General features: G+C 64.6%; 13 protein-coding genes. 1 reads left to right on the top strand and 12 read right to left on the bottom strand.

Annotation, left to right across the window (positions count from 1 at the left end; genetic code table 11):
- Positions 1-23: 23 nt before the first annotated feature.
- The 9 genes from ASC75_RS14295 to ASC75_RS14255 form a co-directional block, all read right to left on the bottom strand.
- Positions 24-1,631, bottom strand: coding sequence for a GMC family oxidoreductase (locus ASC75_RS14295; RefSeq protein ID WP_055976514.1), 1,608 nt, complete (start codon positions 1,629-1,631; stop codon positions 24-26).
- On the bottom strand, positions 1,628-3,142 hold the full coding sequence (locus tag ASC75_RS14290) for an FGGY-family carbohydrate kinase (RefSeq protein WP_055976512.1): 1,515 nt from the start codon (positions 3,140-3,142) through the stop codon (positions 1,628-1,630). The genes ASC75_RS14295 and ASC75_RS14290 overlap by 4 nt, the downstream gene beginning before the upstream one ends.
- A 107-nt stretch (positions 3,143-3,249) precedes the next feature.
- On the bottom strand, positions 3,250-4,095 hold the full coding sequence (locus ASC75_RS14285) for an aldolase (RefSeq protein WP_055977636.1): 846 nt from the start codon (positions 4,093-4,095) through the stop codon (positions 3,250-3,252).
- Complete coding sequence (locus tag ASC75_RS14280) at positions 4,068-5,795, bottom strand: glycerol-3-phosphate dehydrogenase/oxidase (RefSeq protein WP_055976510.1); 1,728 nt, start codon at positions 5,793-5,795, stop codon at positions 4,068-4,070. Before ASC75_RS14280 ends, ASC75_RS14285 begins: the two co-directional genes overlap by 28 nt.
- A gap of 21 nt (positions 5,796-5,816) precedes the next feature.
- The gene (locus ASC75_RS14275) at positions 5,817-6,806 is read right to left on the bottom strand and encodes an aldo/keto reductase (protein ID WP_055976507.1); all 990 of its coding nucleotides are present in this window, start codon (positions 6,804-6,806) and stop codon (positions 5,817-5,819) included.
- Positions 6,803-7,783: a sugar-binding transcriptional regulator gene (locus tag ASC75_RS14270; protein WP_055976504.1), complete on the bottom strand. Its 981-nt coding sequence runs from the start codon at positions 7,781-7,783 to the stop codon at positions 6,803-6,805. Before ASC75_RS14270 ends, ASC75_RS14275 begins: the two co-directional genes overlap by 4 nt.
- Positions 7,784-7,797: 14 nt before the next feature.
- Positions 7,798-8,784: an ABC transporter permease gene (locus ASC75_RS14265; protein ID WP_055976500.1), complete on the bottom strand. Its 987-nt coding sequence runs from the start codon at positions 8,782-8,784 to the stop codon at positions 7,798-7,800.
- A gap of 19 nt (positions 8,785-8,803) precedes the next feature.
- A complete protein-coding gene (locus ASC75_RS14260; protein ID WP_055976497.1) occupies positions 8,804-10,342 on the bottom strand; it encodes a sugar ABC transporter ATP-binding protein in 1,539 nt (512 codons plus the stop codon).
- Positions 10,343-10,422: 80 nt separating this feature from the next.
- Positions 10,423-11,451: a substrate-binding domain-containing protein gene (locus ASC75_RS14255; RefSeq protein ID WP_055977634.1), complete on the bottom strand. Its 1,029-nt coding sequence runs from the start codon at positions 11,449-11,451 to the stop codon at positions 10,423-10,425.
- 270 nt (positions 11,452-11,721) lie between these two features.
- Here ASC75_RS14255 and ASC75_RS14250 point away from each other — a divergent pair, with 270 nt between their 5' ends.
- A complete protein-coding gene (locus tag ASC75_RS14250; RefSeq protein ID WP_055976494.1) occupies positions 11,722-12,342 on the top strand; it encodes a class I SAM-dependent methyltransferase in 621 nt (206 codons plus the stop codon).
- Positions 12,343-12,364: 22 nt separating this feature from the next.
- On the opposite strand, the gene ASC75_RS14245 is transcribed toward ASC75_RS14250, so the two are convergent.
- From ASC75_RS14245 to ASC75_RS14235, 3 genes are read right to left on the bottom strand one after another with little or no spacing between them, the layout of a single operon-like run.
- Positions 12,365-12,793 carry a DUF6691 family protein gene (locus ASC75_RS14245; RefSeq protein WP_055976490.1) on the bottom strand — a complete coding sequence of 143 codons (429 nt, stop codon included), beginning with the start codon at positions 12,791-12,793 and terminating at the stop codon, positions 12,365-12,367.
- A gap of 2 nt (positions 12,794-12,795) precedes the next feature.
- The gene (locus ASC75_RS14240; protein ID WP_055976488.1) at positions 12,796-13,224 is read right to left on the bottom strand and encodes a YeeE/YedE family protein; all 429 of its coding nucleotides are present in this window, start codon (positions 13,222-13,224) and stop codon (positions 12,796-12,798) included.
- Positions 13,225-13,254: 30 nt separating this feature from the next.
- Positions 13,255-13,587 carry a metalloregulator ArsR/SmtB family transcription factor gene (locus ASC75_RS14235; protein ID WP_055976485.1) on the bottom strand — a complete coding sequence of 111 codons (333 nt, stop codon included), beginning with the start codon at positions 13,585-13,587 and terminating at the stop codon, positions 13,255-13,257.
- Positions 13,588-13,590: the final 3 nt, after the last annotated feature.

The following is a 13,590-nucleotide window of genomic DNA, read 5'->3' as shown; positions in this document are numbered from 1 at the left end:
CGTCGCCTGCACTGCTGGCAACGTTACCTGTCGGCAAGGATCATCTCCGACGCCTTTTCGGCGATCATGATGACGGGCGAGTTGGTGTTGCCCGAGACAATCGACGGCATGATCGAGGCGTCGACCACGCGCAGGTCGGACAGGCCATGGACTCGAAGCCGCCCGTCGACCACCGATGTGGGGTCCGAGCCCATCTTGCAGGTGCCGACGGGGTGGAAGATCGTGGTGGCGATGTCGCCGATCTTGTTCAGCACGTCAGCGTCGCTGGCGATGGCCGGTCCGGGCAGGATTTCCTCGGGCGCGAAACGCTCGATGGCCTTTGTCGACATCAGCCGGCGCACATGGCGAATGGAGGCCACGGCAACATTGCGGTCGCCTTCGGTCGACAGGTAGTTCGGGCGGATCGCGGCCGGTGAGCGCGGATCGGCGGAAACGGCATGCACCGTGCCGCGGCTTTCGGGCCTGAGGTTGCAGACGGAAACCGTCACCGCCGGGAAGCGGTGCAGCGGTTCCCCCAGTCGATCGGTGCTGAGCGGCTGGACGTGATATTCGAGGTCGGGCGTCTCAAGCCGCGGGTCGCTGCGGGCGAAGATGCCGAGCTGGCTCGGCGCCATCGACAGCGGGCCGGAGCGCTTGAGCGCATATTCGATGCCCATGCCCGCGCGGCTGAAGAGATTGTGGTAACGCTGGTTCAGTGTCGAGGCGTTCCGGACCTTGAAGACGGTGCGGATCTGCAGATGGTCCTGCAGCCCCTCGCCCACGCCATCGAGCCGGTGCGCGACATCAATGCCGAGCTCCGACAGCACATCGGGCCGGCCGATGCCCGACAGCTCCATGATCTTGGGCGAGTTGATGGCGCCGGCCGCCAGGATCGTCTCGCCGGCCTTGGCCTCAAACAGCTTGCCGTCCAGGCGGAAGACGACGCCGCGCACCTGACGCCCGTCGAGCACCAGCCGCTCGGTCTCGGCGCCAGTGACGACGCGCAGGTTTGGCCGGTTGAGGATCGGCCGCAGGAAGGCCTTGGAGGTGTTCCAGCGCACGCCCTTCTTCTGGTTGACCTCGAAATAGCCGGAGCCCTCATTGGTGCCCCGGTTGAAATCGTCGGTGCGCGGAACGCCGATCTCCTCGGCGGCATCGCGGAAGGCGTCGAGGATCGGCCAGGACAGGCGCTGGCGCTCGACTCGCCATTCGCCGCCCTTGCCGTGACCGGCGGACGCTGGACCGTGATAGTCCTCGGACTTCAGGAAATAGGGCAAGACGTCGTCCCAGCCCCAGCCGACATTGCCGGCCTGGCGCCAGCCGTCATAGTCGGCGGCCTGGCCGCGCATGTAGATCATGCCGTTTATCGACGAGCAGCCGCCCAGAACCTTGCCCCTGGGATAGTTGAGGGCACGGCCATTGAGGCCCGGTTCGGCCTCTGTCTTCATCAACCAGTCGGTGCGCGGATTGCCCATGCAGTAGAGATAACCGATCGGGATGTTGACCCAGTGATAGCGATCGCTGCCGCCGGCCTCGAGCAGCAGCACGCGGTTTTTCGGATTGGCAGACAGGCGGTTGGCGAGCACGCAGCCGGCCGAGCCGGCTCCGACCACGACGAAATCATATGTGCCGAAGTCGTTTGCCGCCGTCATACCTCAACCTGTTCGCTCGCCATGCTCTGCCACAGAGGCGTCATCGCCTTGTTGATCTCGCCATAAAGCCGGTAGCGCCGTCCATAGGCCAGCGCCACCCCGCCATTGGGCTGATAGTGGCGCGCCACAGCCGTCATGGCTGCCGCGCCCTCGGCGAAGTCCCTGAACACGCCAACGCCAGTGGCGGCGGCGATGGCAGCACCGAGCGCACCCGTCTCGCGGCTGCGCGCAACGGTCACCGGCAGGCCCAGCACGTCGGCGAAGATCTGCGGCCAGATGGCGCTGCGCGAGCCGCCGCCCGACAGCACCGCCTCGTCGATCACCGCACCTGCGGCGCGTAGCGTTTCGACGTGACGCCGATGCTCGAACACCACGCCTTCGAACAGCGCCCGCAGCAGATGGGCTCGGCTGTGCCAGCCGGCGATGCCGTAGAAGCCGGCGCGGGCCTGGCCATTGACCTGCGCGCCATAGAGATAGGGATGGTAGATCGGCACATCACCGGTGGGATCGACCGAGGCGACCAGCTCACCGCAGAGTTCGAAGGGCGAGCGGCCGGATTCGTGTTCGTGCTCGAAGAATTCGCGCACGATCCATTCGAGATTGGCGGCCGATGTCGCGCTGGACTCGATCACCAGGTACCGCGCGGGATCGTAGGTCGACAGCATGAAGATCGAGGGGTCGCGGATCGGCTCGTCGGTGATCACCTGGTTGATGCTCCAGGTGCCGGCGATGATCGATGCAGCCCCCGTGCGGGTGACGCCCGAGCCGATCGCGCTGGCAACCACGTCGAACAGCCCGGCGATGACGGGCGTGCCGTCCGCCAAACCGGTCAGGCGTGCAACCTCAGGCGAAATGCGACCGGCGATCTCGGCCGATTCCAGCACCGGCGGAAGTATCGGCTCACATTCCCCGAGGCCGTAGGCGGCGAGTAGCCGGCCGTCATAACGACGCCCGGGCATGGCCAGCAGGCCGCAACCCGACATGTCCGTGGCGTCTGTCGAGCGTGCATCGGTCAGCCGGTTGACGACGAAATCCTTGCACAGGAACACGGTGCCGATGCGCCCGTAGAGCATGGGATCGTGGCGCTTCAGCCAGGCCAGCAGGGTCGGCGTCTGCGCCGCCCAGGGCTTCTGCAGGCAATAGGGATAGGTGCGCTCGCCGACACCCTGCCTTTGCCATTCCGAGACGAGCGTTGCGGCGCGGGTGTCGAGGGACTGAATGCCGACAAGCGGTTCGCCGTCGCTGTCCAACGCATAGAGCCCGTTGCCGTGGCCGGCGCAGCCGACGGCCAGGATCTTGCGCGCATCGACACCGGCACGCGTGATGCACTGACCGATGACCTCGACGGCATTGCGCCACAACTCGCCCAGATCGCGCTCGACGTGACCGGGCTTGGACATGCACGACTTGCCGTCCTTGGCGGCCAGTGCCAGTTCGCGGCCTTCGAGGTCGAACAGCACGGCCTTGATGACGGTGTTACCGGCATCGAGGCCGAGAATGTATCCTGCCATGAGTCCCTCCCAAGGCCTTCGAGCCGATCCGCCTCCATCGATGGGGACCAGGCTCCGTTTGTCTCTCGAATGCGCGCAAGCCCTTTCCCGGCTCGCGAGTCCTCGGCCTAGCTTACGCTGCTGTAGCGATCCCATGCGGTAGCGCCATCGGCACCCTGATGGATAATCGCCATCAGGCCGGCGACAACCGCACGCGGATTGGCGTGCTGGTAGATGTTGCGGCCATAGACCATGCCGTGGGCGCCCTGCGCCATCAGCGCCGCCGACTTGTCGAACACGACCCGCAGATCCTCCTTGCCGCCGCCGCGCACAAGAACCGGACAGCGCGCGGCCTCGACGACGCGGTGGAATTCGGCTGCCTCGGTGGTCGGATCGGCCTTGACGATGTCGGCGCCCATCTCGCGCGCAAGCCGCGTCAGCGTCACGATCTTCTCGGCATCGCCATCGACCATGTAGCCTCCGCGTTCGGAGTTGGGCAGCATCGCCAGTGGTTCGATCATCAGCGGCATGCAGTATTTGTCGCAGTCGGCGCGGACGCGCGCAATGTTCTGCACGCACTGGCGGAACAGGTCCGGCTCGTCGGGCAGCATGAACAGGTTGACCACCACGCAGGCCGCATCCATCGCCAGCGCGCCGATCAGCGGCTCGTGCTCGTTCTGCAGCAGCGCCCACATGTGGCGATGACGGGTCTTGTTGTAGGGATTGCCCATGTCAATGCGCATGACCAGCGCCGGCTTGTCCTTGCCGGGACGCTCCTGCAACAGGTCGGCCTGACCGAAATTCATCTGGATCGCATCGGGGCGGGCCGCGACCAGCTGGTCGACTACGCCGGCGACATCTTCCAATCCGTCGAGGAAGGACGGTTCGTTGCAGACGCCATGGTCGATGGCGACGTCGAGGCAACGCCCGTTGGCGAACAGGCGGTTCATGCGGACTTTAGGGCTGATGCGCATTCTGCGCTCCTTTCGGATCTTGCTGAGAGCTTGGTGGCGTCGAGCCCGTGCCGGCTTTCCAGCAGGGCGAGGAAATCGTCGCGCTCACGGGCGCGGCGGGCGGCATCCCAGCCCTTGGCCGCCGCGAGGATGTCGATGGCCTCGGCGATGAGGTCTGACGTGAGCTTGCCGGTCACGCCGATGGTGGTGCGCCGAAGAAGCAGATCGTCGAGTTTTTCGACATGCTCGCGCGCAATCAGCTGCCGGAGCTCGCCAACCGAATAGCTGCAGCCTGAAAGCATCTCGTCATCGCCGAGACCGCCGGCGACTGTCGCAGCGTCGGTGCCATAGCGCTCGAACAGCTCGCGCATACGCGGCATTGCCAGTCCCGAAAGTGCCGCTTTCTTGGCGATCCAGCGTTCAGCATCGGCAGGAAAATCACGGCCGCCGCCGATCGCCATATCCTCGGTGTTGCTGACCCGCTTCATGCCAAGCCGTTGCAGCGCCATGTCGGCCGCCAACGCGCCGAAGGAGCGGAAGGTGGTCCACTTGCCGCCGATCATGCACAACATTTCGGGCAACGCGCCGTTGCCCGGCACCGCCTCGCAGAAATGGTCGCGCGGGATGCGGCCGGTGAAGCTGTCGTCGCTGGCCGGAAGCGGACGCACGCCGGCGAACTGGAAGACGATTTCCTCGGGCGCGATGCGAATATGTGGAAAAACGAAGGCCAGCGACTGCAGGATGTAGTCGCGCTCGTCGGTCTCGCAGCGCACCTGGTCGGGATCGTCGACACGGATGTCGGTCGAACCCACCAGCACGTTGCCGAGATAGGGAAACAGGATACAGATGCGCCCGTCCTCGTTCTCGTAATAGATCATGTGGCCTGAGAGCGCGTCGTGCAGTTCGCTGTTGGCGACGATCAGATGCGAGCCCTTGGTGCCGCCCATCATTTTGGGCATCGAAGCGCCTAGGCCCGCATTGGTCAGGTCGATCCAACCGCCTGTCGCGTTGACGATCAGCTTCGGATGGAGCCGGACCGTCTCGCCGGTCAGCGTATCGGTCAGCACCACGCCGTCGGCGTCGCCGCTGACTTGCGCATGGTTCAGCGCCCGCGCCGCGGGATTGGCCGCCAGCGCGTCGTTCAGCATCTCGACACCCAGCCGTTCGGGCCGGCTGACCCAGGCGTCGTAGTAGGTCGCCGAATTGCGGATATCGGAATTGATTGCGGGCCAGGTCTTCAGTGTCTCGGCCCGGCTGCGGAAAATGTGCTTGGGCATCAGCCTACGGCTGGCGGTCAGCATGTCATAGACGGCAAGGCCGGCCTTGATGACCACCGCACCCCGCCGGCCCGGCCGGCGGGTCAGGCCGAGGAAGCGGAAGGCACTGTTGGTGATGCCGGACAATACGTCGAAGATCGGCACTGTCGTTGGCAGAGGTGCCACGAAATGCGGGGCATTTTTCAGCAGCCTGTCGCGCTCCAGCAACGACTCCCGCACCAGCTTGAACTCGCCGTTCTCGAGATAGCGCAGGCCGCCATGCACCATGCGCGACAGGGCCGCACTCGCCCCCGAGCAATAGTCGCCCTTTTCGGCCAGGAGCACATCGACGCCCTGCAGCGCCAGCTCGCGGAAGACGCTGATGCCGTTGATGCCGCCCCCGATCACGAGCACGGCGGGGCCGTTCCGGCCCTTGAGGCCGGCTATGGTTTCGCTGCGATTCATGGTGAGGATGGCTTCCTTCGGTCAGGCGTCCATGGCGACGAGATGCCTGGAAATGGCGTTGTCGAGGGCTGCCAGATCGTCGGCATCGAGCCTGATCTGGCCGGCCCGCGCATTGTCGAGCGCCTGCGCCGGGTTGCGGGCGCCGCACAGGGCGAAGGTGATGCCGGGCTGGGCCAGCGTCCAGGCGATCACCACCTGCGCCATGCTCGCCTTGTGGCGGTCGATGACAGGCATGATCGCAGCCTTGAGTTCCGCCACCTTCTGCCTGTTGGCTTCCGAGAAGCGCGGATTGTCCTTGCGCTGATCGTCGCCCTCGAACCGCCTAGACGGGTCGATGGCGCCTGAGAGCAGGCCGAGCGCCAGCGACGAATAGCTGAGAGTGGCGACATCGTTGGCCCGCGTGATCGGCAAAAGCGTGCCCTCGATCTCGCGATCGATCATCGAGTAACGCTCCTGGATCGCGTCGAGCTGGCCAGCGGCGATATAAGCCTTCATCTCATCTGGATCGACATTGCTCGCGCCGATGGCGCCGATCTTGCCTTGCTGCTTGAGCCGCAGGAGCGTGTCCATCGTCTCGGCGACCGGCGTCGTCGGGTCCTGCCAATGGGTGATGTAGAGGTCGATGCGGTCGGTGCCGAGACGGCGCAGGCTCTGCTCCACTTCATGGGCGATGCCGTCGGCGCCGAGATAGCGATGAACAGACAGCCCGTCCTGATCGAAAAAATGGTTGCCCTTGCCGGAATGCCAGTTGAGCCCGCATTTGGTGGCGATCACCACCTTGTCGCGCCGGCCGCGGATGGCCTTGCCGACAATCTCCTCGCTGCGCCCAAGGCCGTAGGCGGGCGCGGTGTCGATCAGCGACACGCCGGCGTCGATGGAGGCCTGGATCGCGGCAATCGAGGCCTCCTCGTCGGTCCCGCCCCACATCCAGCCACCGATGGCCCAGGTGCCGAGACCGACGCCAGATGCGGCGATGCCCGAGCGACCGATGTTGCGAACAAGCTGGCTCATGGTCTTTTTCCTTCGGCGAGTTCCAGGACCTGCAAGGCCGTGGCTTCGTCGGTAACGATGGTTTCGAGGTGGTGGCCGCGCATGGCGCTGAGGATGGGGGCGACCTTGCTTGTGCCGCTGGCGATGCCGATGGTGCGCGGGATGGTGGCAAATTCTTCGAGCGTCAGCGACACCAGGCAACGGTTGAGGCTGTAGTCGCAGACCTTGCCGTCGGCATCGACGAGATGGGCGAGAAGCTCGCCCGCCGCGCCTGAGCGTTCGATGGCCTGCCGGTCCGTGCTCGACATGGGATGCAGGTCGTAATAGCTGGAATCGTCGGTCAGGATCGAGCCTATGCCGACCACCGCGACATTGGCCTCGCGCGCCTTGCGGAACACGTCGGAGACGGAGCTGACCCCCATCAGCATGTTGCGCTGCTCGGGGCTGTCGGCAAACAGCGGCGCGTGCACCTGATAGGCGCGGCCGCCGAGCTTGTCGGCCAGCAGCGACGCCACGTGGTTGACGTCGGTATAGTGCTTGCCCTGTACCAACCCGGTCGCCGGGATGACCTCGACCTTGACCTGGCGGCCACCGTTCAACCCGGCGACCACGGCCGAAACGCCCTTGCCGCCGGTGATGGAGATGGTGTCGCCATCCTTGATCGTATCCTGCAGCAGTGTTGCCGCCGCTTCGCCGACACGTTGCAGCGCGGTCTGCGGATTGTCGCCGAGCGAAGGAACGACCACAGCGCGCTTGAGCCCGCCCAGCGCCACCAGCCTTGCCTCGATGTCGACCAGATGCTCGATCGGCGATTTGATCCTGATCTCGACCAGACCCATCTGGTGGCCGCGCTTGATCAGGCGGTTGACGGTGGCGTGCGAGATGCCGAGTTCGTGGGCGATCTCCGCCTGGGTCTTGCCCTCCATGTAGTGGAGCACGAGCGCCTGGTGCATCTGGCGGGCGCTGGAGATTTCGTCGCGTGAGCTGCCGTTGGCCATTGTCCGTCTCCCCTTCACGCCTTCCTGCGGTGAAGCAGGTGGTCGATGGAGACGGCGGCGAGCAGGATGCAGCCCTTGATCATGTCCTGCCAGTAGACCGAGATGTCGAGCAGGATCAGCGAGCTGGTGACCACCGACAGCAGCGCCATGCCGAGGATGGCGCCGAAGATGGTACCCGAGCCGCCATTGAGCGATGCCCCGCCGATGACGGCCGCGGCGATGATGTTGAGTTCCATTCCGGCGCCGAAGGTAGGCGTGGCAGCACCAAAGCGGGACATGTAGATGACGCCGGCAAAGCCTGCGAGCGTGGAGCTCAGCACCGTCACCCAGAACTTCACCTGCTTGGTGCGGATGCCGGAATACTGGGCCGCCTTCTCGTTGGAGCCGGTGTAGAACACCTTGCGGAACGCGGTCGCGCGGCGCAGCAAGAAGTCGAAGACGGCGACCACCACCACGAAGATGATGATGACATAAGGGACGCCCTGGAAGCTGCCCTGGCCGATCGCCTTGAAGGCCGGCGGCAGGGTGAACAGCGACAGCGGCGTGCCCTTGGTGACGATCAGGCACAGGCCGCGCACGATCACCATCGCCGCCAGTGAGGTGATGAAGTGGTTGAGCCCGACCACGGTGACGAAGAAGCCCATGACCGCACCGATCAGCGCACTGACGGCGATGCCGATGAGGCTCGCCGTCCATGGATCGAGCCCGGCCAGGAACAGCGCGCCGGACACGACCATCGAAAAGGCGACGACCGAGCCGACCGACAGGTCTATGCCGCCGACGATCAACAGGATGGTCATGCCGACGACGACGATGCCCTCGATGGAGAAACTCATCAGCATGGCGCGGAAGTTGCCCCATGTCAGGAAGTGCGGCGAGGCGAACGACATGGCTATGCACAGCGCCAGGATGATGACGATCAGCCCCGCCTCGCGCATCGAGCCCAGCCGCGCCAGGTTCCAGCGCGCGCCCTGCCCTTCGGTCTTGATCTGAGCCGTCATGATCGGTGCTTCCGCTTCCCTAGGCGACATTTTGAGCCTGCTGCTTGGTGTTCTGTGAGTTTGAAACGCCGGAGGCGAGCATGATGATGGCTTCCTCGCTGAGTTCGTCGGCCGCGAGTTCGCCCGCTACCCTGCCCTCGCGGACCACCAGCACGCGGTCGCACAGGCCGATGAGTTCAGGCATTTCGGAGGAGATGACGACGATGCCGACGCCGCGCCTGGCAAGGTCGCGCAGCAGGCGATGGATCTCGGCCTTGGCGCCGACATCGATGCCGCGCGTCGGCTCGTCCATGATCATCACCCTGGGGCCGACCGACAGCTGCTTGGCGATAGCCACTTTCTGCTGGTTGCCGCCGCTGAGCGTCGAGACGGCCGCACCCACGCCCGCCATGCGCACGCCAAGCCGCTTCGCCAGTTCCGTTGCCTGGGCGGTTTCGGCACGACGGTCGAGCAGGCCGAGCTTTCCCGTGAGCTTGCCAAGGTCGAGTGCCGAAACGTTGGCCGCGATCGACATGTCGAGGAAGACACCCGAGCCCTTGCGGTCCTCGGAGAGATAGACCAGGCCGGCCTTCACCGCGTCGGCATATGCAGAAATCCGAACAGGCTTGCCGTCGATTTCGACGGCGGCTGAAGCCGATGGCCTGAGGCCGCACAGCGTCTGCGCCATTTCGCTGCGGCCCGAGCCGATCAGGCCGCCGATGCCGAGGATCTCGCCAGCACGGAGCTCCAGGCCGACGTCGAAGCAGCGGCTGCCGTCCGACAGGTTGGAAACCTTCAGCAGTGGCTGGCCAGGCGCTTCGTCCGCTGCGAGCTTGTCGGGATAAAGCTGGGCGATCTCGCGGCCGACCATCTTGCGCACGATCTCGTCGGGCGACGTCGCCGCAATCTCGTCGGTGGCGACGTAGCGGCCGTCGCGGAACACCGTCACCCGATCGCACAGCGAGAATATCTCGGCCATGCGGTGGCTGATGTAGATGATGGAGATGCCTCGCGACCTGAGTTCGCGGACGATAGCGAACAGGCGCTGCGCTTCCGGCTCGGTCAGTGCCGCCGTCGGCTCGTCGAGGATCAGCACACGGCAGTCGAGCGTCAGCGCCTTGGCGATCTCGACGAGTTGCTGGTTGGAAATGGAGAGGTCACCGACCTTGGTGCGCACCGGGATGGGCGCCAGAAGATCCATCACCTTCTGCGCCTCGGCCTGCAGGGTGCGGAAATTCATCAGAGGCGCGCGGCGGGTGTTGATCGCCGGCATGAAGATGTTCTCGGCCACCGTCGCATCGGGGCAGAGCGCGATCTCCTGGTGCACCAGTGCGATGCCAAGCCGCTGGGCTGCGGCTGGATTGGCAATCACGGCGCGCTCGCCTGATATGCGGATATCGCCCTCGTCGGGCTGGAGCACGCCGGCAATGATGTTCATCAGCGTCGACTTGCCGGCGCCGTTCTCGCCGCAGAGCGCGTGCACCTCGCCGGGGGCGAGCGAGAAATCGATGCCGGTCAGCGCCTTGATGGCGCCGAACGACTTCGAAACTCCTGATATCTCGAGAATGGGCGTCGACATCGGTCAACCTTTGCGGGTCTGCGATGCCGGGGCAGGACGCCCCGGCGGTCTGTCAGCAAGGCATGAAAGGACGGGGAAATCTATTCCTCGATGCCCTTGGTGCCGCGGCGCTTGAGATACTTGTCCCAGTAGAAGTCGTCGGCGTTTTCGGCTGTCACGATGGAGAAGCCGTTGTCGACGAAGGGCACGCTCATGCCGTTGGCACCCGAACGCTTGGTGTCGTTCATCGGATCGATCAGTTCGGGATGCTTGGCCAGCCACAGCAGCATGAAGCCCATGTAGCCCTGCATGCCCTGGTTGGGGTTGACCGAGCCGTAGATCTCGCCGGCCTTGATCATATCGAGGATCTTGGCGTTGACGTCGGCCAGCATGACCTTGATCTTGCCGCCGCCTTCCTTGGCCGCCTGGGCCGCGCCGATGGCCGAATTGGCTTCCGGCATGAACACGGCGCCGAGGTCGGGGTGCGCCTGTGCGAGGCTGAGAACGGCCTGATAGGCCTTGGTCGGATCCTGGTTCGAGGCAGCGCGGCCGACCAGCTTCATATCCGGCCACTTGGCTTCCATGCGGGCGACGAAGGCGTTGACGCGCTTGTCGTGATTGTCCTGACCGGGGTTTTCGAGCACGGCGTATTCACCCTTGCCGTCCATCGCCTTGGCAACCGCATCGGCGGCATAGGTGCCTTCGGCCAGGTTGTCCGAGGTGATGAAGGAGACGCGCTTGGAATTGGGCGAGTCGGCGGCGAAGGTGACGACGGCCGTGCCCTGCTCGATGGCACGATTGATAGGCTCGATGAAAGGATCGGAGTTCATCGGGTGCACCAGGATGCCGGCCGGCTTCTGGGCCAGCGCCTGGTCGAAGGTGGCGATCTGCTTGTTGACGTCATATTCCGGCGTGCCGGTATAGGCCGTCTCGCAGCCGAACTGCTGGCCGGCCTGCTTGAACATCTCATAGACCGGGAACCAGTATTCGACGCCCGACACCATGACGTTCATGACGTATTTTTCACCGGGCGCGCATTTGAACGGGTTTTCGGCCGCCTGGGCATGGCCCGCGCCGAGAATGGTCGAGAGTGCGGCCGCGGCCGCGAAAGTGCTCAGAAATCTACGCAAGTTCCCTCCCTTGGCCGAAGCCAGATCAATGACCTTCGCCAGCACCTGAAGTGCTGTGCCATATGGATTGATTGTCCGAACTTCCTCCCGAAGCCCGGTGACAGTGAGAATTGCAGCCTTGCGGCGTGATGTCAATAAAATTCACTATATGAAATATATTTCATGCATTAACCGAGCTCAAGACTGTTTCAGCCATCACCACACGCCAGGGAGCTTGGCCACTGCCCCGTTCCAGCGTTAGGCTGCTCCAACAGAGTGGAGCATCATGGCTTGAGCGACGCCCGCACATCCCACTGGGACAACATCTACCGCATCAAGGCGGAAACCGACGTCAGTTGGTTTCAACAGACTCCCGAACCGTCGCTGACGTTGCTCGGGCTCGCCGGCGCCAAGCCGTCGTCGGCGATCATCGACATCGGCGGCGGCGCTTCGCATCTGGTCGACGCGTTGCTCGGCCAGGGGTTCGGCGACATCTCGGTGCTGGATATCTCACAGGCCGCGCTCGATGCGGACAAGGAGCGGCTTGGTGCTGCGGCGCAAAACGTCCACTGGATATGCTCGGACGTGACTGCGTGGCGGCCGGAGCGACGTTACGACGTCTGGCACGACCGCGCCGCTTTCCACTTCCTGACCGATCCGGCCGACCAGGCGGCCTATGTGTCAGCCCTCAATGGTGCGCTCGTGGCCGGCGGCCATGCGATCATCGGCACCTTTGCCCCGGACGGGCCCGAGAAATGCAGCGGCCTGCCGATCGTCCGGCACGATGCCGACAGCATCGGCAAGCTTCTGGGCGACGACTTCGTATTGCTCGACAGCCGTCGCCACGAGCACAGGACGCCATGGGGGAGCGTGCAGCAATTCCAGTTCAGCACCTTCCGCAAGCGGACCTGACAGGCGCTGGCCGGAAACGAAATCAGGCGGACGCCGCAACCCTGCGTGCCGCCGTCATTCGTGCCAGCCACATGCCGAGAAACATCATCGGCACGAAGGCATAGGTGCCGACAGCGCCCATGCTCACGGCAGTCAGCGCCGGACCTGGACAGAACCCGCCAAGACCCCAACCGATGCCGAAGATTGCCGCCCCTACAAGCAGCTTGCTGTCGATGGATGTGTTCGTCGGCACATGAAACGACGCGCTCGCCAGCGGCTTGGGCTGCCTCAAGACAAGGCGATAGCCAAGGAAGGCGGTGACGACGGCGCCGCCCATGACGAAGGCCAACGATGGATCCCAGGTGCCGGACAGGTCGAGGAAGTTCAGCACCTTGGCCGGATCCGACATTCCCGAAACCACAAGGCCAATACCGAAGAGCAGGCCGAGCGCGAGATTGACTGCGAAGGACATGATCAGACCCCCAGCACGTGCCGAACGGCAAAGACGGTGGCGAAGGCCGTGGCCATGAAGGTGAGCGTCGCCACGAGCGAGCGCAGCGAAAGACGCGACAGACCACAAACGCCGTGGCCGCTGGTGCAGCCATTGCCGTAGACCGAGCCGAAGCCGACTAGCAGACCGGCAAGCGCCATCAGCGGCAGGTTCGAGGAGACGGTCTGGACCACGTCCGTGCCTCTCACTGCGGCATAGGCCAGCGGTGCGGCGACCAGGCCGATAACAAAGCCGAGTCGAGAACGGAAGGCGCCATCGAGATAGGGCGGCAGCAGGCGCGCGGCAATGCCGCTGATGCCGGCAATGCGCCCTTCCCAGGCCATCAGCAGGACAGCCGAAAGCCCGATCAGGACGCCGCCGACGGTGGAGGCGATGGGGGTAAACTCAGTCATGTCTTTGCCTTGTCGTCGGGCCTGTGCCGCCTAGCGTAGCTTGCCGTCGCCGTTCGGATCGCAAAACAACGTGTAGAGCAGCGAGACGACAGCCCTCACCCGCTCGTCTGCGAGGCGGTAGAAAACGGATTTCGATTGCTTGCGGCCGACGATCAGGCCGGCATCGCGCAACTCGGCGAGTTGTTGCGACAGGCCGGGCTGCCTGATGCCGAGCCCATCTTCCAGCTCACGCACCGAGCGCTCGCCTTCGACGAGCGCGCAGGCGATCATCAGCCGGTTCGGATTGGCGAGCTTCTTCAGGAATTCCGATGCCTCTCCTGCCCGATCGAGCAAATCGGAAACCGGCTGCGGTCCCTCGGCCATGTC

Origin of the sequence: Aminobacter sp. DSM 101952, assembly GCF_001424795.1 — a bacterium.
In the GTDB taxonomy this organism is placed as follows: Bacteria; Pseudomonadota; Alphaproteobacteria; order Rhizobiales; family Rhizobiaceae; genus Aminobacter; species Aminobacter aganoensis.
The sequence above is the reverse complement of the archived record's forward strand: the minus strand, read 5'-3'. Positions and strand labels throughout refer to the sequence as shown.

What these genes read in the sequence shown, in the direction of transcription:
- ASC75_RS14295 (WP_055976514.1), bottom strand. Translation starts at nt 1,631, where the DNA reads ATGACGGCGGCAAACGACTTCGGCACATATGATTTCGTCGTGGTCGGA.
- ASC75_RS14290 (WP_055976512.1), bottom strand. Translation starts at nt 3,142, where the DNA reads ATGGCAGGATACATTCTCGGCCTCGATGCCGGTAACACCGTCATCAAG.
- ASC75_RS14285 (WP_055977636.1), bottom strand. Translation starts at nt 4,095, where the DNA reads ATGCGCATCAGCCCTAAAGTCCGCATGAACCGCCTGTTCGCCAACGGG.
- ASC75_RS14280 (WP_055976510.1), bottom strand. Translation starts at nt 5,795, where the DNA reads ATGAATCGCAGCGAAACCATAGCCGGCCTCAAGGGCCGGAACGGCCCC.
- ASC75_RS14275 (WP_055976507.1), bottom strand. Translation starts at nt 6,806, where the DNA reads ATGAGCCAGCTTGTTCGCAACATCGGTCGCTCGGGCATCGCCGCATCT.
- ASC75_RS14270 (WP_055976504.1), bottom strand. Translation starts at nt 7,783, where the DNA reads ATGGCCAACGGCAGCTCACGCGACGAAATCTCCAGCGCCCGCCAGATG.
- ASC75_RS14265 (WP_055976500.1), bottom strand. Translation starts at nt 8,784, where the DNA reads ATGACGGCTCAGATCAAGACCGAAGGGCAGGGCGCGCGCTGGAACCTG.
- ASC75_RS14260 (WP_055976497.1), bottom strand. Translation starts at nt 10,342, where the DNA reads ATGTCGACGCCCATTCTCGAGATATCAGGAGTTTCGAAGTCGTTCGGC.
- ASC75_RS14245 (WP_055976490.1), bottom strand. Translation starts at nt 12,793, where the DNA reads ATGTCCTTCGCAGTCAATCTCGCGCTCGGCCTGCTCTTCGGTATTGGC.
- ASC75_RS14240 (WP_055976488.1), bottom strand. Translation starts at nt 13,224, where the DNA reads ATGACTGAGTTTACCCCCATCGCCTCCACCGTCGGCGGCGTCCTGATC.
- ASC75_RS14235 (WP_055976485.1), bottom strand. Translation starts at nt 13,587, where the DNA reads ATGGCCGAGGGACCGCAGCCGGTTTCCGATTTGCTCGATCGGGCAGGA.